The sequence below is a fragment of the Parabacteroides sp. ASF519 genome, assembly GCF_000364265.2.
Taxonomy (GTDB): domain Bacteria; phylum Bacteroidota; class Bacteroidia; order Bacteroidales; family Tannerellaceae; genus Parabacteroides; species Parabacteroides goldsteinii.
Window position 1 is genome coordinate 350,917 of record NZ_AQFV02000006.1, and the last position, 22,484, is coordinate 373,400.

A 22,484-nucleotide genomic window follows, 5' to 3' on the forward strand; every position below is an offset into this window, starting at 1 on the left:
CGTCGATTAGACGGAGGTGGTCCTTTCTGCATAATAATTACATTTTTTTTCATCTGATTTCAAATTTAAGATATACCGACAAATGTATAGTCTGCTTTCAAAAAGGGCGTCAAATCCTGTCTAAAAGTATTCCTCTATCGTATAATCATTTATTAATCAGCAGATAACAATCAATGGTTTTGAGTACAAATTCACTCTTCAGGCTATTATCCTTGTTGGGAAATTCATTGTTTAGCCGTATATTTGTAAAAAAAGTAAAACTGAATTATGAAATTTTTTTCACACATAGCATATATTATTCTACTCTGTCTTTTACCTGGTACCGGACGGAGTAACAACGCCAGCTATTACTTCAAACAAATAGCAATCGAGCAGGGATTATCACAATCGAGCATCAACTCTATTCTATGTGATCATAAAGGAATATTATGGATAGGAACAAAATCCGGATTAAACTGCTACGACCAACATGAGCTAAAAAGCTTCTTCAACGAAAAAGACAATAAATATTCGCTTCCCGGTAACCACATACAGTTTGTTGCAGAAGATTCACTCAATAATCTTTGGGTTTCTACTAACAAGGGACTGGTTAAATACAATCCGGACTATAACCACTTCGACCCGATCATAAAAGAAAAGATATTTTCTTATCTCTGTATACCCGGAGGGATTCTTTTCGGAGGAGAAAAAACACTCTACCGATTCGACTACAAAAACAAAAATACCGAACGTATCCTTCTCCATACGGAAAATCACCTACGGGAAACCGGAGAATACTCCATTCTCAACATATTAAAGATAGAAGGAAATAAAGTATTACTGAATACAAAAAAACATGGGCTGCTCACCTATAATTATACGACAAACGAAATTTATAAAGATAACTCGTTGCCGTTTACCAATACCGTATCCGCCATTTTTATCAATGAAAAAGGATATATTTACCTGTCACCATACAGACAGGGACTTTTCTGCTACGATCCGAAAGGAAAATTGATCGCCCACTATAAAAGTGAAGACTCTAAACTCAGTAACAATATCATTCTCAGTATTCTGGAAAAAGACGGAAACATATGGATAGGGACAGACGGAGGAGGAATCAATATTTATCATCCCGACACAAAAGATTTTACCGTCTTACAACACATTCCGGGAGATGTGAATTCACTTCCCGTCAATTCCATCACTGTTCTCTATATGGATAATGAAAATAACCTCTGGGCCGGTAGTGTGAGAGGCGGTATATTCGGAATTAAAGAAACTTATATCAAGACATTCAAAGACGTAGCCTTAAACAACACCAACGGATTAAGCGAAAAAGCCATTACCAGCCTGTACGAAGACAATGACAGTCTTTTATGGATCGGGACAGACGGCGGAGGAATCAATGTATACAACCCATTTACCGATACATTCAAACAATTCACCTCCACCTACGGCGATAAGGTGACTTCCATCACCGGCTTATCCGACACGGAGCTTTTGGTTTCGTTATTTAACCAGGGAATAGTTGTCTTCAACAAGCAAACGGGAAAATACACCCCATTTACCATTGTCAACGACCAGATCAATACAGAAGAATGTTATTACGGCTTTATGCCCCTGGCGCATAAAGTCAGCAACGACAAAATATATATTCTGTCGCTCAGTGCACGTATCTACTATCCTGAAACAAAGACCTTCTCTACCCTAAAAACAAAAGAAACCGATTTCTCCCTGGAAGCGTTGAATCTGACCTATGCGGACGATTCGCTTATTTTTATGATAAAAGAGAATTATGTTTTACAGACATTACAAAAGAACGACAGCCTGTCCCTTCTATTCACCACTGAACCAAGCGAAACGATCCATACCCTGTGTTATGACAAAAAAGGGACCGTCTGGATAGGAAGCGACCAGGGACTCAGCTATTACAATCTGAACGAGAAAGTATTACACCGAATCAATACCCGGCTTTTCAATAACGTGTCTTATCTTTTCTTCGACGATAAAGGGCGTCTCTGGATAGGTGCACAGAATATGCTCTTTTCGTATGTTATCGATGAAGGGAGATTTATTATCTGGAGCGAATCCGATGGATTTTCGCCGAATGAAATCCTGTTTATGTATCAGGAACAGTCCAAAACAAATAACATCTACCTGGCAGGAACCGACGGACTGGTAAAAATAGATAAGAATATTTCCTATAATGACGATCTTCAACCGGAAATTGATTTATCCGATATTCTATTCAACGGAAGTACCTATCTGAAACAATTCAACACGACTCACCGGTCGGTTGCAATTCCCTGGAATTATACATCTCTATCGGTCGTATTCAATATAAATCAGAAAGATATATTCAGAAAAACAATGTTCCGATACAAAATAGAAGGGGCAAACGAGCAATACATCGAATCTTATAATAACAAACTAAACCTACCGGTATTACTCCCGGGAAGTTATTCGATTATTGCATCCTACAATACGAAAAGCGGGATATGGAGCCAACCCAAAAAGATACTCACACTCCATATCACTCCCCCTTGGTATAAAAGTAACCTTTTTATTTTCAGCATAATTCTGTTAATCTTAGGAATCATTACCGCCACGGTATATATTATCCTGAAGAAAAAAGAAAACCGACTGAAATGGGAAATGAAAGAACATGAACAGGCCATGAACGAAGAAAAGATACAGTTCCTGGTCAATATAAGCCATGAACTCAGGACTCCCCTTACACTCATTTACGCTCCGCTGAAAAGACTTATCGACACCAGCCATGAGAATCTGACTCCCGAAGTTATTCACGGACAGTTAAATACTATTTACAAACAGTCGAGAAAAATGAAAAACCTGATTAACATGGTTCTCGACCTGAACCGTATCAAAACGGAGCAGAAGTCTTTACAGAAACAGCCTCATCCATTAAATAAATGGATAGTATCCGTCTCCGAAGATTTCAATACTGAATTAAAGGAAAAGAGTATCCAGCTGATATATCAGCTGGATACTCAGATTGAATCAATCTGGTTCGATGAATGGAAATGCCAGACCATTTTTTCCAACATACTGATGAACGCCTTCAAATTCAGTGAACCGGAGACACAAATAACAATATCGACCCAACTAATAGATAACTATGTCAGAGTCGCCGTCGCAGACCAGGGTATCGGTCTGCAAAATGTGGACCCGAAAAAGCTTTTCAACCGTTTCTACCAAGGTGAACATAATAAGAGCGGTAGCGGAATCGGTTTATCTTATGCCAAAGTATTGATTGAAATGCATGGAGGGCGGATAGGCGCCTATAACAATCCGGACAGAGGAGCTACATTCTATTATGAGTTACCCGCATTGACCGATAGCATCAACTCCGGACAGCAAGAGGTACAGGAAACAGAGATTAGCGAAAATCTATCTATACCGTTAGACTTGTCCGCGACCGGAATTTCCTGCGCGGGATATTCTTTACTCATCGTAGAAGATAAAGATGAACTCCGCCTTTTCCTGAAAGATTCGTTCAAAGATATATTCAAGCAGGTTTATACCGCAGAAAATGGTCTTGCCGCCCTGGAAATAACCAAAGCCAAACAACCGGATATCATCGTCAGCGACGTCATGATGCCCCAAATGGACGGCTATGAACTCTGTAAGAATATAAAAAACGATATTGAAATCAGCCATATCCCCATCATCCTGCTGACAGCCAAATGCGACCAGGAAAGTACTGCGCAAGGGTATAAACTCGGTGCGGATTTTTATATCCCGAAACCGTTTGAGTTAGACTTCCTGCTGACTATCATTCTTAATTTGCTGAAAAGCCGGGAAGCCGTCAAACAAAAATATAAGGAATCTTCTACCCTGCTCCTGCCGCAGGAAGTCACGATCAGCAATGCGGATGAACACTTCATGTCAAAGATGAATGAACTGATAGATAACAACCTGGCCAACCCGGACCTCGATGTAAGCTATCTGATGAAAAAGATGACCATGAGCCGTGCTTCCTTATATAATAAGGTAAAGGCTCTGACCGGTATGGGCGTTAACGATTACATCAATAAAATCCGTATAGAGAAAGCCTCTTTGATGCTTATACAAACGGATTTGACCATATCGGAAATATCTTATGAAGTAGGTTTCACTTATCAACGGTATTTCAGTACCATATTTAAACAAGTTAAAGGAATGACTCCAACCCAATTTAAAGAAGAAAACAGAAGGAAAGAGAGCTGACAGGGGAAAAGAAAATACGCCGCCGCTTCACAGCAACAGCGTATCCACTTAAACCGGTCAAACAATTCCAAAAAGGAATATATTTTACTTATTTCACTTCTTCGAGTACGGAATAAGATTGTAATACATTATTATTATTGTATTGCTCCGTACGGACTACCCCGATATTGGGAGCATACCATTCATATCCGTAACCTTCGATTGTTTCTTTCGGGGAACGTGATTTGATTTTAAATTTTACTTTCGTACAATCGAATGTTCCTGCCGGAGTGGTGATCTCTTCGGTTTTCACATATTCGCGGTCGTAAATCGAAATGTTCTTTCTGTCTTTACGATTCTTCTTTGAATAAATGTTGATGACTGCATCGTCGAAATAGACATCATCCGAAGATGCTCCCTGCGCTACGCTCGGATAATTGATTACAGCATCGGTAGCCGCCATTGCGGTATTCGTTGTAGTAACAAAAGATGGATTGGACAGCACCTCTTTCATATCCATAAAGAATTCGCCATCCTGGCAAAAAGCCTCCAGTTCGCCTTTGTCGATAACTGTTCCGCCATTATTGACGAACACATAATCGGCTTCGACTTCCAGGCCGGATTGTTTACTTTCCACCTCATCCACTACATAAGTCATCACACCTGACAGGTTTCCTTTGCCGTCATAACTCTTTTTCACCAGTTTTGTACCTTTTGTCGTAGGGAAAAAGAATGTACAATCTTGTGCCATAGCCCCGCCTGCCAACATAGCGGCCAAAGCTACCAGTAAAACTTTAGAATTCATATTTCAAAACGTTTAAGTATTAATAATAAGCCGGATATCCAATGCGTAGTTAAAACAGGGGAAACCTGTGAATGTTTATGGCTTTTCTTTTAAAAATAGCAAAAGAATGCCTATTTCGCCCTTATTTATAAGGAAAGGGGGCATCGAAGGGTACAACCATAAAAGTTAATTCCTAACTTTGGCGGTCTAAACAGTAATGTCTTATGGTACAAAGATTCGATTTCTTAGTGATAGGTTCCGGTATTGCAGGAATGAGTTTCGCACTTAAAGTTGCCAGCAAGGGAAAAGTAGCCCTGGTATGCAAAACTAATCTGGAAGAAGCTAACACATATTTCGCTCAGGGAGGCATCGCCTCGGTAACGAACCTGATTGTTGATAATTTCGACAAACATATTGAAGATACAATGATAGCCGGCGACTGGCTCAGCGACCGCGATGCCGTGGAAAAGGTCGTGCGCAACGCCCCTCAGCAAATCAAAGAGCTAATCAGTTGGGGTGTAGACTTCGACAAGGACGAGAAAGGCAACTTCGACCTGCACCGTGAAGGGGGACATTCCGAATTCCGCATCCTGCACCATAAAGACAATACAGGTGCCGAAATACAGGATAGCCTGATTCAGGCCATCCAAAAGCACCCCAACATCACCGTATTTGAGAATCATTTCGCAATCGAAATACTGACGCAGCACCATCTGGGTGTCACCGTCACCCGTCAGACACCGGATATAGAATGCTACGGAGCCTATATCATGGACCCGAACGGACGAATCGACACCTTCCTTTCCAAGGTAACGCTGATTGCAACCGGCGGCGTAGGTGCCGTTTACCAGACAACGACCAATCCGTTGGTAGCCACAGGCGACGGCATAGCGATGGTTTACCGTGCAAAAGGGACCGTTAAGGACATGGAGTTTGTACAGTTCCATCCAACGGCCTTGTACCATCCGGGCGACCGCCCTTCCTTCCTGATTACGGAAGCGATGCGTGGTTACGGCGGTGTTTTGCGTACGCTGGACGGAAAAGAGTTCATGCAGAAGTATGATAAACGTCTTTCACTGGCTCCCCGCGATATTGTGGCACGTGCCATCAAAAACGAGATGGATACCCGTGGAGATGACCATGTATATCTGGACGTTACACACAAAGACCCGGAAGAGACAAAGAAACATTTCCCGAATATTTACGAGAAATGCCTGAGCCTGGGCATCGACATTACCAAAGATTATATCCCGGTAGCTCCTGCCGCCCATTACTTGTGCGGAGGTATCAAAGTAGATTTGGATGCACGTTCTTCTATCGACCGTCTCTATGCGGTAGGCGAGTGTTCCTGCACCGGCCTGCATGGCGGCAACCGTCTGGCTTCCAACTCACTAATCGAAGCCGTTGTCTATGCCGATGCAGCAGCCAAGCACAGTTTGGGAATCATTGATTCATTGAAGTATCAGGAAAACATCCCGGAATGGAACGACGAGGGCACGACCTCTCTGGAAGAAATGGTCCTTATCACCCAAAGTGTGAAAGAAGTGGGACAAATCATGAGTACATATGTCGGCATCGTCCGCTCCGACCTGCGCCTGAAACGTGCCTGGGACCGTCTGGACATCATCTATGAAGAAACGGAGAGCCTGTTCAAACGCTCGGTCGCTTCGAAAGATATCTGCGAACTGCGTAATATGATTAATGTAGGTTATTTAATCATGCGCCAGGCCATCGAACGAAAAGAGAGCCGTGGATTGCATTATACGTTGGATTATCCGCCGGTAAAGAAGGAACAGTAAAATAAAAAAGAGCATCTCTGATTCACGGGATGCTCTTTTTGTTTAAAATATTTCATTTTCCTACTAGGGATTTCTGAACTTGTGTTGTCTTTTCTATACAAGACAATAAAAACAACATAAGTTAGCCTATAATGGATAAAGAGATATTACAAAGATATGTAGAAGGAAATGTCAGCCCGGAAGAAATAATTGCTGTTGTCGACTGGCTGGACGCAGATGAAAGTCATGTCCGGGAATTTATGGCGTTACACAAATTGAATGATATATCCTTATTGAATCAACCGGACAGCAAAGTCGATGTCCAAAAGAAAAAGAAAACAATTACTTTCCGTCAAATAGGCTACGAACTTGCCAAAATTGCAGCTATACTCATCCTCTTCTGGGGAGGAACAAAATTATATGAAACAACTTCAGTAAAAGAAAATGTTATCGCTTATCAAACATTATACGTACCTGCCGGACAACGTGCCGAATTAATTTTACCGGACAGCACACATGTCTGGCTCAATGCACGTAGCAAACTCGTATATCCCATCAGTTTCGGGAAAGATATCCGTCAGGTAGAACTGAACGGAGAGGCTTATTTCGATGTTATCCATAATGAAAAACAACCTTTTGTTGTAAAAACTCCTCAAATGGATATACAAGTATTAGGGACAGAGTTTAATGTGACAGCATATTCCAGTTCCTCTGATTTTGAAGTAGCATTATTAAGAGGTTGTATAGAATTATCCTCTCCCCGCTTATCTTCCAATTATAGAATGAAAGAGAAAGAACATATCAGATTACAAAATAACAAACTGATATCCAAAGACATTTCTGATTATGATTATTTCAGATGGAAAGAAGGCCTTATTTGTTTTAACAACGAATCAGTCGCTACAATCATAGAAAAACTCAAGCTATATTATGACATTGACATTGAAGTTTATAATCAGAAATTTATAAACAGCCGATATACCGGCAAATTCAGAACCAAAGACGGCATAGAACAAGTATTGAGAGTATTACAGATAGAACATAAATTTACCTATACAAAGAATAACGATTTGAATCTAATAACCATTAAATAAAAATGCCTATGATATAGAACGATCAAAGTAAAAAAAATTTAACCGGATCATGCTCCAACATAATCCGGTTATGGCAGTCAGTACTCTGACACAATAGCAAATTGATTTTAGTACCAACTTTCTAGAAATTTCAAAGTTATGAAAAAAAAACCTATAGGGGAAAAGTATGCCCTATTATTATCAAATTTTAAACACATATTCAGAGTTATGAAGTTAACCTTTTTATTATTTCTGTTATGTATTTCAGGTGTTTGGGCAAATAAAGCCAATTCTCAGACAACTAAAGTGAGTATCCAGGCTGAAAATATGCATATGAAGGATATTCTCAGTCAGATCGAATCACAAACAGACTTTTTGTTTGTTTACAATTATGAAAATGTTGACCTATCCCAAAAAGTATCATTGAATGCTTCGAATATCTCGGTTGCCGAAGTTCTGAAAATAATTTTCAGGAATTCGGATGTAGTATATGCTATGGAAGGTAATAACATTCTGTTAATGAAAAACACAGCAGAAGGGCAACAACAAAATAGCAAAAGAATAACCGGTAAAGTAACCGATTCAAAGGGAGAAGCTATTATTGGAGCAAATGTTGTAGTAAAAGGAACAATGAACGGGACAACTACAGATATGGATGGTAACTATTCTCTGAATGTTTCTCCTTCTTCTATTATACAGGTTTCTTATATCGGCTACATTACACAAGAATATCCGACACAAAACAAAAAATCTTTCAATATCATTCTGAAAGAAGACTTACAGGCTTTGGATGAAGTAGTAGTTGTAGGATACGGAACCCAGAAAAAGGAAGTGGTTACTGCTGCTATTACAACAGTAAAAGCATCGGATATTGCAGTCAGCCCATCAGCAGATGTTGCAGCAGGTCTGGCCGGACGTTTGTCGGGAGTTATCATCAATACCCGTTCCGGAGAAGTCGGAAACGAAGGTACTTCCATCTTTGTCAGAGGTAAAAGTACCTATGCTAACGGGACAGAACCTTTATATGTTGTCGATGGCATTGCCAGAACAGAAGAAGATGGAATTCTATCCAGAATGGACCCTAATGACATTGAGTCGATCTCTGTATTGAAAGATGCTTCTGCCGCCATTTATGGTTCAAGAGCAGCAAACGGTGTCATCCTGATTACTACTAAACGTGGTAAAGAAGGGGTAAAGCCTACTATTAATATCACCTACAATCATTCTTTTGCGCAACCAACCCGCATTGTTGAAATGGCAGATGCTGCGACATATGCAACAGCACACAATTGGGCTAATTTAACAAAAGGTCTTGAACCCACTTATTCTGAAGAGGAAATCCGTAAATTTGCAGACGGATCTGATCCGCTGAACTATCCGAATACCGATTGGTACAGAACAGTACAAAAAACATGGACACATCAGGATAAAGCCAATTTGTCTCTACGAGGAGGTAGCGAAAAAGTTCAATATTTCATGTCCGGCGGATTTTTGAATCAAGGTACGCCCTTTAATAATGGTTTCACCCACAACAGACAGATTAATGTCCGTTCAAATCTGGATGCCCGGGTAAATAATTATATAAAGGTCAGCTTGGATTTATCTGCAAAAAAATTAGACCGTGTTTTACCTCGTGACGGATCCGTAAACGGAGGATCTATGTATTCGCACGTAGCATTAAACTTACCGACTATATTGGCCAAATATCCGGGAACAGATCTGGCAGCACCAGCCCGTGACGGAGATAATCCTTTAGTACAAACTTCCGGAGAAGCAGGTGAAACCAAAACAGACCGTTGGATTTTTAATTCCCTGGCAAATATTACAATCGATCTTCCTTGGGTAAAAGGACTTTCTCTGGTTGGAAGTATCGCTTATGACTATTATCATCAGAAGTACAAACAGTTCAAAAATGTAGCCTATGTCTACAATTATGACCAGGCAATGAATGAGTATTCTAAAGTAATGGTTCCTACGGTATCCAGTCCGTCCCTGAATATAGAAGAAAAACGGTCGGAAAGCTTAACAGGAAATGTTCGTGCCAATTATCACAACACATTTAATAGTGTACATACGATCGATGCCTTCCTGGGATTTGAAGGAAATAAATCGAGTTCTAATATGCTGAGTGGTTATAGAGGTAATTTTCCCAGTGGAATGATTCCCGAGTTACCGTTTGGAGACAGCAACACACAGACAAACAACGGCTCCTGGTCTGAAACTGCCCGTCTGAATTATTTCGGTCGTGCTTTATATGATTATGATAACAAATATATGGTCCAGTTCCAGTTCCGTTATGATGGTTCTCAAAACTTCCCTCCGGGCAATCGTTATGGTTTCTTCCCTGGAGTATCTGCCGGATGGACCCTTTCCAAAGAAAACTTCATGTCCAATATCAATTGGCTGGATAATTTGAAATTAAGAGCATCTTGGGGACAAATGGGTAATGATGCGATTGCTGCTTATCAGTATTTGGTATTGTATGGATTATCTTCCGGTGCTGTGTTCAATGGAGCTCAGGCTTCCGGACTATATCAGAAAGGTACACCTAATCCGAATATAACATGGGAAATCGCAAACTCCTACGATGTGGGTGTAGAATCCCGCTTCTTCGGAGGCCAGTTAAGCTTTGAATTTGACTGGTTTAAATCCCGCCGTACAAACATTTTGACAAAACGTAACGCATCTGTTCCTGAATTTACCGGTTTGTCTTTGCCTGATGAAAACATTGGTATTGCAGAAAATACAGGTATAGAATTCATGATCGGTCACCAAAAGGCTGTCAATAAAGATTTCTCATATTCTATTTCCGGAAACTTCACTTACGCCAAGAACAATGTCGTATTTTCAGATGAAGCACCTATGGCAGAAGAGTATCAGAAAGCCGAGGGACATCCGATTGGCAGTTCATTGCGATACAAAGCAATCGGTATCTATAGCGAAGCAGATATAAATGACTCGAATGTAGCAAAGCGTCCGGGAACTATGGCTGGCGATATTAAAATATTTGATGCAAACGGAGATGGCGAAATCAACTCATTAGACCGGATTCGTCAGGACTTGACCGATATTCCTCAAATTGTGTATGGTCTAAACTTTAGTGCTACCTGGAAACAATTTGATATCTCATTATTGTTCCAGGGACAAGCAAAAGTAATCAATACAATCCAGGAAGCATGGGTAGATCCTTCATCAGGAGGTGCCGGAAACTTAATGAAATGGTGGACAGAAGACATGTGGACTCCAGAAAATCAAGATGGTACAAAACCACGCTTAGGAACCCCAAACAGAATTAACGGCACAACATTTACTAATATAAACGCAGCTTTTTTCAAATTAAAAAATGCTGAAATCGGTTACACTTTACCTGCATCAGCCAGAGGAAAGATCGGCGTAGCGAATGCCCGTATTTATTTAAGCGGAACAAACTTATTCTCGATCGACCATATGAGAGGTATGGGTATTGATCCGGAAGCTACAGGTTCCGGTTACGGAGGTTGGGCACTCAACCCGCAACGATTGATCAATTTAGGTGTTAATATTTCATTTTAAAAAACAGTAAGTTATGAAAAATCTAATAGTATATATAGTATCTGCCATGTCATTACTAACAGCGTGCGATGCTTTAGATATTACTCCCAGTGACAGTTATTCTGATCCCGTTGTCTGGCAGGATCAGAATTTGATAAAAATGTTTGTAAACGACCAATATGGAGCATTGGTCGGACAAGATAACTTTTATCGTTATTCATTCTTTTCAGACGAGGTATATCAAAAATACAACGATGAAGGATGCAATTATGTTCGCGAAAATATTTTAACATCTGATAATATAGGCGCTGTCGGCGAAATCCTACATTTTTGGAAAGCCGGATATAAATATATCCATAATACAAATACTTTCTTCACTAACATTGAAACGGCAAAGGTCGATGAAGACTTCAAGAAAACAATGATTGGTGAAATGAAATTCATCCGTGCCTTTATCTATTTCCGGCTAATCCGCTCCTATGGCGGTATTCCCATCATAGAAGATGCTTATGATATCAACAGCGACTGGTCTGATGTTAAGCGAAATACTTATGATGAATGTGTTGACTATATCATTAAAGATTTGAATGATGTAATAGCCACTCTACCCGACCAACCGGGAGAACGGAACCGTGCAAGTGCAAATGCAGCCCGTGCTTTAAAATCGAGAGTTTTGCTTTACAGTGCCAGTGCTTTGAATAATCCGGAAAATAAAAAAGAAAAATGGCAATTGGCCTCAGATGCTGCTAAAGACCTGTTCGATAAAGGATATGCTTTATGCGACAACTACAGAGAAATGTTTTTAGATGTAGCAAACAGTGAATATATTTATGCCAAAGAATTCAGTGAAACTTATTCCCATGCACTTGGCTTCAATCTGGCATGTACAGGAGACGGCGGCCGCGGATGGTCTACTCCTTCACAAAATTTGGTAGATGCTTATGAAACGTTAGAAGGAGAAATACCCGTACTGAATTCAAAAAGTGGAGAAGTGAATCCTAACTCGATGTATAACCCGGAGAAACCTTATGAAAACCGGGATCCTCGTTTTTACGATTGTGTTTATTATAACGGGTCTACCACAAAAGACGATCGTATAGTTGAAACATTCCAAGGTGGAGCTGATATGCTAAACCAGGATATGACAATGACCAGTTACTATTTGAGAAAGTTTGTAAATGAAAAAGAACCTATTTCTCAATCACACCATTATACGACACCATTCCCGTTCTTCCGTCTGGCTGAAATCTATTTGAACTATGCGGAAGCTGAATATCATCTGGGAAATGAAGATATAGCCAGAGAATATGTAAATAAGGTAAGAGCACGCAAAAGTGTGAATATGCCTCCTATTACAGAGAGTGGAGATGCATTATTAAAACGTATCTATCATGAACGTCAGATTGAACTGGCATTCGAGGGGCATCGTTATTTCGATCTGAGACGCTGGAAAATTGCAGACAATGCACCTATCATTGGTTTCAAAATTACTAAAAACGGAACAAATGATTATACATATGAAAGATATACATTGTCGCTGACATCTCGTGAATCAGACTGGAAAAATGCATTCTTTGTGTTACCTATTCATTATCAGGAAATACAGAAGAGCAATAACAGCCTGGAGCAAAATCCGGGATATTAATAAAATGATATGACAAGAAACTTTGTAGTTACAATAACGATCAGTAGTTTCTTTATATTAGCAGGGTGCACGTCTTCCAGTGCACCCACTGATAATATAAAAGAAATGCATACAAATTTCGTGAACCCTCCGAATATGTATCGTCCTCAACCCTTTTGGCACATCAACGGAGAATTAACGAAAGAAGGTATTTATGAGCAAATAACAGATGCCCACCGAAAAGATGGCTTTGGCGGTGTTGCTATATTACCATTAACTCCCGCACAAATGTGGAACGGAAAAGATATTTGCCCGGGAACAACTCCGGAATATCTGAGTGAAGGTTATTTTGATCGCTACCGGGATATTCTGGAATGTTCAAAAGAATTGGGAACAGAAGTAATCCTCTATGATGATGTCGATTTCCCCAGCGGTGTACTTGGAGGCAGAATGACAAAAGAATTTCCCCAACATACACAAAAGAGACTTAGCAAAGAGGAGAAAGATATCGTAGGTCCGCAAAAAGTCCACAAACATGTTCCTACAAAAGATTTGTTCATGGGAGCTGTTGCAATGAATACAGAAACCCGGGAAAGAATCGACCTGACTGACCTGGTTGCAGATGGCATATTAACCTGGGATGCTCCGGAAGGGAAGTGGAAAATTATGTCTTTCTATTTGGAATATAATGTAGACTCCCGGTTGGATTATATGGATGAAGCAGCGATTGACCAGTTCATATCAATGACTTACGAGCAATACGCTAAACGTTTCAATGATTTCTTTGGAACAACTGTTCGGAGATCTTTTTTTGACGATGTCGGTTATCTGGGTAATTCCCGATATTGGAATGCCGCACTAACCGAATCCTTTGAAAACCGTTATGGGAAAAAGGCTGTTCTTTATTATCCGGCTTTATGGTATAACATAGGATCAGAAACAGAAGCAGCCCGTATCGCATTTTACGGACTACGGGCAGAACTGATAGGCGAAGGATATCCGAAAAAAGTAGGAGAATGGAGTGCCCGCCACGACTTGATCAGTATGGGGCATCCGCCTGGAAATTATGAGCCAACGGCTGTCGATATGTATGGCGACCCGTTTAAATATTATCGCCACGTACCCGTTCCGCTGATGGATGCTATCCACGGTTATCCTTATGGCCGACCGGGATTCAAACTGATCAGTTCGGCCGCAGATGCTTTTGATCGTCCTAATGTTGCAGTTGAAATTTACGGAAATTACATCGCAGAGATGGATTCTTTGATGTTGTACCGGGCAGCAATGGAATTGATGGTTAGAGGCGCAAATCTTTTTGTACCCCATGGAATGTGGTATAATCCGGATATGGTCAAAATACCACCGTTAATCGCCCATTATAGTAAACTATTAGGACCAGCATTACATCAATACAGTGATTACATGGGACGTTCCGTTTCTCTGTTACAGGATGGGAATCGGGTTGTCGATATAGCTGTACTGTATCCGATTGAATCATTGGAAGGATGGTATGAATTGGATAATCCGAACCGCCCTACAATAGGAAAAGACGTTCCTCCCGGAACAGACTATAATCGAATCAGCGATATGTTGACAGGGCAAATTCGTCAGGATTTTACATTTGTTCATCCGGAAGAACTGATAAAGAATAAATATCAGATTATAAATGATGAACTATGCTTATCCGCTTCAGTAACACATCAGAAATACAAACTATTAATTATGCCTTCATCACAAATTCTATCAGTCGAGGCCTTGAAAAAGATCAAAGCTTTTTATGAAGCAGGAGGCAAAATATTAGCAACCCATCAGTTACCTAATAAATCCGCTGAATTTGGTCGGGATACAGAACTGGTAAATCTGATAAAAGAGATATTCGGTATTAATCCTTTGGAAACTATGCCAGACAAACAGGTTTCCGAATCAAATCCACAAGGGGGAAAAGCCTTATTTTTACCCTCTGCTGAAAAAGATATTCTAGCGAAAGCGATAGAAACTTTATTACCTGATCCGGATGTTCACATCGAAAAAGTCGACCACTTAGATCAACCGGATGCTTTACACCGTCGGTTATTAGGTGTAGATGAATACCGTAATCTTCCTTCCGAAAAGCTGGGTATGCTTTCATATATTCACAAGCAAAAGAATCGAAAGGATATTTATCTGTTTGCCAACTCTACCGATCACCCGGTAAAGACGAATGTATCATTGAAAGGAAAACTTAGTCTGGAAATCTGGAATCCGTATACCGGTTCAATGGGAAAAAAAGTGAACAGTAAGTACGAGAAAAAGGAGAATGGTATAACCTATACAACCTTTACCCTTGATCTATCTCCTGTAAATTCTGTTTTTATAATCGGAGAAGAAAAGTAAGTGAGTTTATAATTTATGAGGGCATATCATCAAAAATGCTCTCATAAATTATACAGATAATATTTCTCCATGCCTTTTGCTATTTCAACATTTCTTAATAACTTTCAAGCCTCATTCGATTAGACTAATGCTTTGAAAAATAATAGATTAATTTGTACCATGAACACGAAATATTCTGCAATTCTACTTTCCGGCTTGATTTTATCAGCCGATGTATGTCCTTGTATCGCTGCTCTGCATTCTTTTCAAAAAGAACCTGTAGCAACAGAAATCGGAAAAAGCCAATGGAAAGGGAAAAAGGTAGCTTTCCTGGGTGATTCCATTACCGATAAAAGCCATGTCGGCACAACAAAAAATTACTGGCAGTATCTGGAAGAGATGCTAGGTTTGGAAGCCTGGGTCTATGGCATCAATGGAGACCAATGGAAAGGTATATTGGCACAAGCACAAAAACTGAAAGAAGAAAGAGGTGATCAGGTTGATGCGATAATCATTTTTGCCGGAACCAATGATTATAATGAAGGTATACCTTTAGGAGATTGGTATCGAACGGAAAATACCAGTGTTGAGGTTGCCGGACCATCACAGGAAATGCGTGTTAAGCGTATCCAACAAACGGAAGATACCAATTTTAGAGGACGCATAAATAAGGCAATGTCATTCCTGAAAGAAAACTTCCCTACTCAACAAATTATTTTACTCACACCAATCCATCGTGCCCAGGCTTACTTCGGAGACAATAATATTCAACCGGAAGAAGCCTTCCCAAACAAATCAGGATTATATGTGGACACTTATGTCGATATTATAAAGGAAGCCTCCAATATATGGGCCGTCCCGGTTATAGACTTAAATAGTATTAGCGGACTTTATCCAATGGCAGACTCACATACTGTTTACTTCCATAACGAAAAGACCGACCGCCTTCACCCAAATGCAAATGGTCATTACCGGATGGCAAAAGCACTCGTTTATCAGTTATTGGCTTATCCTGCTGATTTTAAGTAAAAAATAAATGTATCACAGCAATTAATCTTACTGAAATATGAACAGACTAATTTCAAAACAATATCTATTATATATTGCTTTTTCACTTCTATCCCTCGGACATTTGATAGCTCAGGCACCTGTTGCACCTTCCCTGAGTGAATTGAACCAACCATTCGATGAAGGAGATAAAAAAACATTTTCACATCCGCCCAAAGTCTTCTACCCCGAAACCTGGTTCCACTACATCGGGGGTAACGTATCCATCAAAGGTATTACTGCTGACCTGGAAGCGATTGCGGATGCCGGATTCTCCGGGATACATCTGTTTCACGGACAGTTCGGCGGGCCCTGGCCGGGGGGCGACCCGCAAATAGCCTGCCTTAGTCCGCTATGGGATGGAATGGTGAAACATACGGCAGAAGAATGCCGGCGTTTAGGGTTACGGTTCACCATGCAGAATTGCCCGGGATGGGCAATGGCGGGCGGTCCCTGGATAAAACCGTCTAATGCCATGCGCCATCTGGCCTGGAGCCGCACGGACATAGAGGGGAACTCGGATGAGATAATGCAAAAGTTACCTCTCCCCCAGCCCAGTGAAGAAGATTGGAGGGATTATGAAGACTTAATGGTAATAGCATTCCCAACGCCCGTGGATGATGACGGAAAGCCATTGATACCAGTCTCGTTCAAAAGCAATAAAGAGGCGGCATGGGAACATTTATGGCAGGGAAAAAGTGAAAACCCGATACAGCTCACCGCAACTACTGCCGAGAACCCGTACTGGATCGAAGTCGAATTCCCGGAAAACGAGATTATCCGTACACTGGAACTTCCTTCCAGTAACGAAATGAACCACCCGTGGTGCTTTGAACCTGATATGCGTGTGAAGCTGGAGGCCTGTTTGCCTGACGGAACAACCCGGGAAGTTCTGAACACAGACCTTCCCCAGAGCAATACACAAGATAATTACCCTATCTCTTTAGCCTGTGCAGAGACAAAAGGGGCAAAGAAATATCGTATCACCCTCATTAATCAACATAATATCGCCCTTAAATCGTTACGTTTATTCACTGCTGCCCGCAAAAACAGCTGGGAGTCACAGGCCGCATGGGTATCAAGAAGCATCGAACGGACAGGCGATCTGAAACAGCATGACTCGGAAACCTACCTGAATACGAAACAAATCAAAGATATAACCACCTTTATGGATGCACAAGGCAATCTGAAATGGAAAGCACCGAAAGGAAAATGGACTGTTTTACGCATCGGCCATGTGAATACCGGACGACGTAATTCTCCAGCACCACCGGAAGGTACAGGATGGGAATGCAACAAACTCTCCGTAGAAGGTTCCAGTGCACAGTTCGCCGGATATATCGGACGGCTCTCAGGAGAAAACGGTCCTTTGGCCGGAGGGTTGCTCAATGGCTTGTTAATGGATAGCTGGGAGTGTTACACACAGACCTGGACAGCCGGACTCGACAAAGAGTTTGAACAAATCACAGGTTATCCGCTGAAAAAATGGATTCCGGCACTCTTCGGCTATATAGTGGAAGATCAAGAAACCACTTTTCGCTTTTTATGCGATTGGCGCAGGGTACTCAATACTCTTTTTGTCAATAACTTTTATGGGAATATAGCCAGGCTGGCCAAAGAGAATAATCTCTCCCTGACATACGAAACCAGTGCCGGTGACGGTTTCCCCACGGATATCCTGGAATATTACAAATTTGCCGATGTACCTATGTGCGAGTTCTGGCAACCTATGACGGAGAATTTCGTAGGTTCAATCAATTTCAAACCGATCAAACCGGCGGCCTCCGCAGCCCGCATATATGGGAAACCCCGCGTTGCGGCAGAAGCATTCACTTCCTTTAGCCATACCTGGGACGAACATTGGCAAATGCTGAAAGAAGTAGCCAATGTCAATTCTACGGAAGGAGTTACCCACCTGGTATTCCATACATATACACATAATCCGCAAGTAGGTTTTCCCCCTCCCGGAACTTCTTTCTCCGGAGCAGGCATCGGTACACCGTTCTTACGCGGACAGACCTGGTGGAAATACATGCCTGAGTTTACGACTTATTTAGCCCGATGCAACTATCTGTTGGAAAGAGGGAAACCAGTCTCCGATGTGCTTTGGTATCTGGGAGACGAGACCGATCATAAACCAGACCAGAAAGCACCATTCCCGGAAGGATTCAAATATGACTATTGCAATCCGGATGTGCTGTTGAACCGGCTTTCCGTAAACAACGGTGACCTGGTGACTCCGGAAGGTTTACGTTACCGTCTCCTCTGGCTACCGGAGGTACCGCGCATGCGCCCGGAAACAGTCGAAAAATTATATGAACTCATTTATGAAGGAGCGACTGTCGTCGGAGAAGCACCATCCGGACTTGCCACACTTTCAGGAGGAAAAGATGCACAGAAAAGATTCGACAGGACCATAAAGAAAATATGGGGAAATACGTCGGAAACAGGTATCCGGCAGATAGGAAAAGGCCGTATCATTTCCGGTATAACTTTGGCTGATGCTTTGGAACAACTGGATATTGCCCCGGATGTAAAAGGTTCGGGTTCCCTGTGGCTGCACAGGAAGACAGAGAATGCCGACTGGTATTTTGTTACAGTACCGAAAGACAAAAGTTTTCAGGGAGAGCTGGATTTCCGGAATAGCGGACATGCCGAGATATGGGACCCTCTGACAGGAAATGTTATTCCTGCCATATATGAAAAAAAGGGAGACCGGACATCTGTAAAGATCAGTTTACCCCAGGCCGGATCTTATTTTGTCGTATTCCGCAAAGACAACCCCGAAATACCTGCAAAAAGTGCTGTGGAAAAGCAAGTCATAACAACGATTCCTCTCAGCCAGCCATGGGAACTCAAATTCCCGGACGGTTGGGGAGCACCTGCATCTTTTCTGATATCTGAACTGAAACCGTGGAAAGATCTGGATACTTCAACAGAAGCGAAAGCATTTTCCGGAACAGTCGAATATTCTTCGACCTTCAATATTGATAATACATCCGGCAACCGGTTTATTCTTGATCTGGGAAGAGTGGATATGATTGCGGAAATAATCATCAACGGCAAACCTGTCCGGACAGTCTGGACCACACCCTACAAAGCCGATGTAACAAAAGCCGTTCGTCCCGGAAAAAACACACTTCAGGTAAAAGTAACCAGTACCTGGTTCAACCGTCTTGTCTATGACGCAGGACAACCGGAAAGTAACCGGAAGACATGGGTGTTAAGATGGCCGGATAAGAACGAACCCTTGAGAGAAAGCGGCCTTATGGGACCGGTAACCCTTTCAATTGAAAAATAAACAAACAATGAGTCATGAAACATAAAATCATTCTATCCTTATTAATTGCAGCAGCATTGAATAGCCTTCCCTTTCCAGGGAAGGCCGATAATCCGGATTACCCCAATAACCGCTATCCGCTTGTAAGAAAACCTTATATAGAACTACCTTTGGGCAGCATCAAACCTAAAGGCTGGCTCCTTGAAATGCTTGAACGGCAGAAAAAAGGGGCATCCAGCCAGATGGATATCCTGTATCCGGAAGTAATGGGAGCACGTAACGGATGGCTGGGAGGCGACGGCGACCAATGGGAAAGAGGTCCTTACTGGATAGACGGATTGCTGCCCCTGGCTTATATCCTTGATGATAGAGAACTGAAACAAAAGGTACAACCCTGGATAGAATGGGCTTTGAAGAGCCAGCGTGAGGACGGTTTCTTCGGACCGGCCAAAGACTATGCACCGGAACCCGGACTTCAACGGGACAACTCTGCCGACTGGTGGCCCCGGATGGTTCTGTTGAAGATCATGCAGCAATATTATTCGGCAACCGGAGATAAACGGGTGACAGACTTTATGACCCGGTATTTCCGCTACCAGCTGGAAACTCTTCCGTCCACCCCGTTGGGAAACTGGACTTTCTGGGCTGAATACCGTGCCTGCGACAATCTCCAGGCCGTATACTGGCTTTACAATATAACCGGAGATGCCTTCCTGCTCGATTTAGGTCATTTATTACATAAACAGAGCTATGACTTCGTCGACATGTTCCTCAACCGGGATGACCTGACCCGCTTCAACACCATCCATTGTGTCAATCTGGCCCAAGGTATCAAAGAGCCGGTCATTTACTATCAACAACATCCTGACAAAAAATACCTGGATGCCGTAAAGAAAGGATTTGCCGATATCCGGCAATACAACGGCCAACCGCAGGGGATGTATGGCGGAGACGAAGGATTGCACGGTAATAACCCTACGCAAGGTTCCGAACTGTGTTCTGCCGTCGAATTAATGTATTCACTGGAAAAGATTATGGAAATAACAGGGGACCTGGCTTTTACGGATCATCTGGAACGGATCGCCTTCAATGCCCTCCCGACCCAGGTCACTGACGACTTTATGGACAAACAATATTTCCAGCAAGCCAACCAGGTCATGATAACCCGCCACGCCCACAATTTCTATGAAGACGCCAACCATGCAGAAACAGATATTATATACGGGACACGGACCGGATATCCATGCTGTTTCTCCAATATGCACCAGGGATGGCCCAAGTTCACCCAAAGCCTTTGGTATGCAACCCCGGATAACGGTATTGCCGCATTGGCCTACTCGCCTTCGGAAGTAACGGCCAAAGTGGGTAACGGCTGTAAAATTAAAATTACGGAAGAAACCTGTTACCCGATGGACGATAAAATCCAACTGACAATCCGGTTGCTCGACAAAACGAAAGAAATAGCATTTCCGCTCCATTTGCGTATTCCCGGATGGTGCAAGGAAGCAACCGTAACTGTCAACGGCGTCCCGGAATCAACGGTAAAAGGAAACAGCGTGGCTATCATCCGGCGGACATGGAAAAGTGGGGACCAGGTTCTTTTACATTTGCCCATGGAGGTTTCAACAAGCAAATGGTATGAGAACTCTGTTGCCGTTGAACGCGGACCATTGGTATATGCCCTGAAAATGGATGAGAAATGGGAAAAGAAAGAATTTAAGGGAGATGAAATTACCCAGTTCGGAAAGTCTTATTATGAAGTGACTTCACCAACCAAATGGAATTATGGCATAGTTGCTTTCGATCCTGATAATATGCAGGAGAATTTCCAGGTAACGATCGACAAGAGCAAGCAGGCCGGCAATTATTTCTGGAATGTAGAGAATGCCCCCATCCTTATCAAAGTAAAAGCGAAAGAAATAACTTCCTGGCAATTGTATAACGAAATGGCCGGTCCGTTACCTTTCTCTACAGGGAGAAGCAAACAGCCTGTAGAAGAGATCACACTCATTCCTTTCGGATGTACGACTCTCAGGATTTCTGAATTTCCGCTGGTAAGATAGTAGCGGAATAGTTGAGTTAACAGATTGTTTTATCGGATATATACTGTCAGATAACAACAATCTGTTATCTTAGAAACAAGAGATAGAAAACAGGCAGATAATCTTTCAAAGCCACCCTCAAAACCTTTAACGATCTGGTAATATGGTATTCGACCCCTTTTGGGCTTATAGACAATTCTTCCGATATTTCCTTGACCGTACGGCATTCATAACGGCTCATTTCAAAAACGCGGCGGGTCTGTTCGGGCAAAGCCTGTAAGGTATCATTGACAATACGGGTTATTTCAGACGAGAATATTTCTTCCAGGTCACAAGCCTGTAAAGTCGAAATACGATAATACAGGTCACGGTCCATTTTAGAAGAGATGGATTCAGAGACAGCCTGTTTCACGTCCTGATGCTTCAAATAGTTCAGGGAACCGTTTTTCAACATCTGGACAAGCAGTGCCAGTGGATATTCAACTTTCTCCTTCTTACTGGTCTCCCACAAATTAATCAAAGATTCAGATACAATATCCTCTGCCGCCATATCATCCCTGACATATGACTTCACAAACAAAAACGAACGTTTGTAGTAGTTTGTATATATATCGCTGAAACTTATATTACTCATCTCCTAGGAAATCTAAAGAAGGCTCTCTCCATTTACTCCAATATCATACAAAAATAAGATTTATTCCATAATAGTCAATATCCATTGGCAATAATTCTTTTTTTAATCTTTCTATTACTTATCACAACTGCATTCCTTTCATATCACA

General features: G+C 41.8%; 11 protein-coding genes. 9 read left to right on the plus strand and 2 right to left on the minus strand.

What is annotated here, in order from left to right; all coding sequences use genetic code 11:
• The first annotated feature begins 267 nt into the window (after positions 1–267).
• Positions 268–4,212, plus strand: a complete 3,945-nt coding sequence (locus tag C825_RS01600; RefSeq protein ID WP_010801138.1) for a two-component regulator propeller domain-containing protein — start codon at positions 268–270, stop codon at positions 4,210–4,212.
• Positions 4,213–4,300: 88 nt separating this feature from the next.
• On the opposite strand, the gene C825_RS01605 is transcribed toward C825_RS01600, so the two are convergent.
• Positions 4,301–4,996: a TapB family protein gene (locus tag C825_RS01605; protein WP_010801139.1), complete on the minus strand. Its 696-nt coding sequence runs from the start codon at positions 4,994–4,996 to the stop codon at positions 4,301–4,303.
• A 203-nt stretch (positions 4,997–5,199) separates the two neighbouring features.
• On the opposite strand from C825_RS01605, the gene nadB reads away from it, so the two are divergent.
• The 8 genes from nadB (at position 5,200) to C825_RS01645 (ending at position 21,723) form a co-directional block, all read left to right on the plus strand.
• Complete coding sequence (nadB, locus tag C825_RS01610; RefSeq protein ID WP_010801140.1) at positions 5,200–6,774, plus strand: L-aspartate oxidase; 1,575 nt, start codon at positions 5,200–5,202, stop codon at positions 6,772–6,774.
• A gap of 131 nt (positions 6,775–6,905) precedes the next feature.
• Positions 6,906–7,847 (plus strand): FecR family protein, encoded by a 942-nt coding sequence (locus tag C825_RS01615; RefSeq protein WP_009860418.1) that lies wholly within the window; start codon positions 6,906–6,908, stop codon positions 7,845–7,847.
• 207 nt (positions 7,848–8,054) lie between these two features.
• On the plus strand, positions 8,055–11,378 hold the full coding sequence (locus C825_RS01620) for a TonB-dependent receptor (protein ID WP_009860419.1): 3,324 nt from the start codon (positions 8,055–8,057) through the stop codon (positions 11,376–11,378).
• A gap of 13 nt (positions 11,379–11,391) precedes the next feature.
• A complete protein-coding gene (locus tag C825_RS01625) occupies positions 11,392–13,002 on the plus strand; it encodes a RagB/SusD family nutrient uptake outer membrane protein (protein ID WP_010801142.1) in 1,611 nt (536 codons plus the stop codon).
• Between the two features lie 9 nt (positions 13,003–13,011).
• Complete coding sequence (locus C825_RS01630) at positions 13,012–15,354, plus strand: glycosyl hydrolase (protein ID WP_010801143.1); 2,343 nt, start codon at positions 13,012–13,014, stop codon at positions 15,352–15,354.
• A 159-nt stretch (positions 15,355–15,513) separates the two neighbouring features.
• Positions 15,514–16,362 (plus strand): SGNH/GDSL hydrolase family protein, encoded by an 849-nt coding sequence (locus C825_RS01635; RefSeq protein ID WP_009860422.1) that lies wholly within the window; start codon positions 15,514–15,516, stop codon positions 16,360–16,362.
• A gap of 37 nt (positions 16,363–16,399) precedes the next feature.
• A complete protein-coding gene (locus C825_RS01640) occupies positions 16,400–19,681 on the plus strand; it encodes a glycosyl hydrolase (protein ID WP_010801144.1) in 3,282 nt (1,093 codons plus the stop codon).
• 14 nt (positions 19,682–19,695) lie between these two features.
• Positions 19,696–21,723, plus strand: a complete 2,028-nt coding sequence (locus tag C825_RS01645) for a beta-L-arabinofuranosidase domain-containing protein (RefSeq protein WP_010801145.1) — start codon at positions 19,696–19,698, stop codon at positions 21,721–21,723.
• A 64-nt stretch (positions 21,724–21,787) separates the two neighbouring features.
• Here C825_RS01645 and C825_RS01650 read toward each other — a convergent pair whose 3' ends face one another.
• Entirely contained in the window at positions 21,788–22,336 is a 549-nt protein-coding gene (locus C825_RS01650) for an RNA polymerase sigma-70 factor (RefSeq protein WP_009860425.1), read from the minus strand.
• Positions 22,337–22,484 lie beyond the last annotated feature (148 nt).

Coding starts and splice junctions, on each gene's coding strand:
- C825_RS01600 (WP_010801138.1), top strand. CDS start 268: ATGAAATTTTTTTCACACATAGCATATATTATTCTACTCTGTCTTTTA.
- C825_RS01605 (WP_010801139.1), bottom strand. CDS start 4,996: ATGAATTCTAAAGTTTTACTGGTAGCTTTGGCCGCTATGTTGGCAGGC.
- nadB (WP_010801140.1), top strand. CDS start 5,200: ATGGTACAAAGATTCGATTTCTTAGTGATAGGTTCCGGTATTGCAGGA.
- C825_RS01615 (WP_009860418.1), top strand. CDS start 6,906: ATGGATAAAGAGATATTACAAAGATATGTAGAAGGAAATGTCAGCCCG.
- C825_RS01620 (WP_009860419.1), top strand. CDS start 8,055: ATGAAGTTAACCTTTTTATTATTTCTGTTATGTATTTCAGGTGTTTGG.
- C825_RS01625 (WP_010801142.1), top strand. CDS start 11,392: ATGAAAAATCTAATAGTATATATAGTATCTGCCATGTCATTACTAACA.
- C825_RS01630 (WP_010801143.1), top strand. CDS start 13,012: ATGACAAGAAACTTTGTAGTTACAATAACGATCAGTAGTTTCTTTATA.
- C825_RS01635 (WP_009860422.1), top strand. CDS start 15,514: ATGAACACGAAATATTCTGCAATTCTACTTTCCGGCTTGATTTTATCA.
- C825_RS01640 (WP_010801144.1), top strand. CDS start 16,400: ATGAACAGACTAATTTCAAAACAATATCTATTATATATTGCTTTTTCA.
- C825_RS01645 (WP_010801145.1), top strand. CDS start 19,696: ATGAAACATAAAATCATTCTATCCTTATTAATTGCAGCAGCATTGAAT.
- C825_RS01650 (WP_009860425.1), bottom strand. CDS start 22,336: ATGAGTAATATAAGTTTCAGCGATATATATACAAACTACTACAAACGT.